The organism is Oleiphilus sp. HI0043 (assembly GCF_001634935.1).
Genome location: NZ_LWEY01000411.1, coordinates 1 through 918 on the forward strand (window position 1 = coordinate 1; position 918 = coordinate 918).

Below are 918 nucleotides of genomic sequence, written 5' to 3' on the forward strand. Positions count from 1 at the left end.
GGGTGGAATCCCATCCCAGTAACTGGTTTCTTCCTGAGCGCCAGTAATTCTCCCAGCTGTCATCTGGCGTGATATAGCCAAACTCAAAGTTGTTAGCGTTGATGTGATACTTTGCTTGTACGCGGCTGCCAGTGCTCGCATCGGTCATGCCTTCCTGGTTATAGACCATTTGGCCGTTTAAACCCTCTGGGTCATTCTCAACATTGTAATCATAGTTGTAGTAAGCAAACGCTTGGGTAAGAGGGTCCATGCCGTTATGACAACCTACACAGCTGTTTAAGAAGATTCTGCTGTCGCCACCAGGGCTACGCGAAACATCTTGCCTGACGCGGTCAGGTGGTAAGGAGGTGTCGTTAAGTTGCTCCATATCGTTGCATAAGTGGTTTAACACGGTAAAACGGAACAGTGCACGATTGGTACCGTCTTTCATGAATGCATGAGCGGATGCGCGCGTGGTCATGATACCGGCAGCGGCAGCGCTAGGGATGTTGTATTGTTCCGACTGAGTGCTGGCAATCAGATACTCTTTTAGGCTGTGTCCGCCATCTTCCAGAGCTTCATAATGCGCGTTGCTACTGATGCTCGGGTTTGGTAGCCCAAGTGAAGAATTTCCGACATAGAGCACGTCGCTATATAGAACTGACCGAAAGTCTGCGTCATCGCGTACTAAACCAATTACGGTTGCCATATAGTCATTGAAGGGCACAAAGCTGGACATGGCTTCATTTGTCCAGGGGGCTGCAAGGTTTTTTAGCGTAACGTCATAGAAAGCAGTGTGTTCCATTGCCGTATAGGCCGCATTGCTAGCTTCGCCCGCCAAAATATCCGCCGCCATAGAGTCGAGTACACTTGCAGTAGGGGGCACACCCGCTATTCTGTCATGTATACGTTTAGCTTGCTCTCGTTCCCCGGCCGTTA

At 49.9% G+C, this 918-nt stretch carries 1 protein-coding gene; it reads right to left on the reverse strand.

Translation table 11 applies throughout. From position 1 onward, the window contains the following. Positions 1-918 (reverse strand): hypothetical protein (locus tag A3729_RS32280; protein WP_197475592.1); only part of this gene is annotated, 918 nt, incomplete at both ends.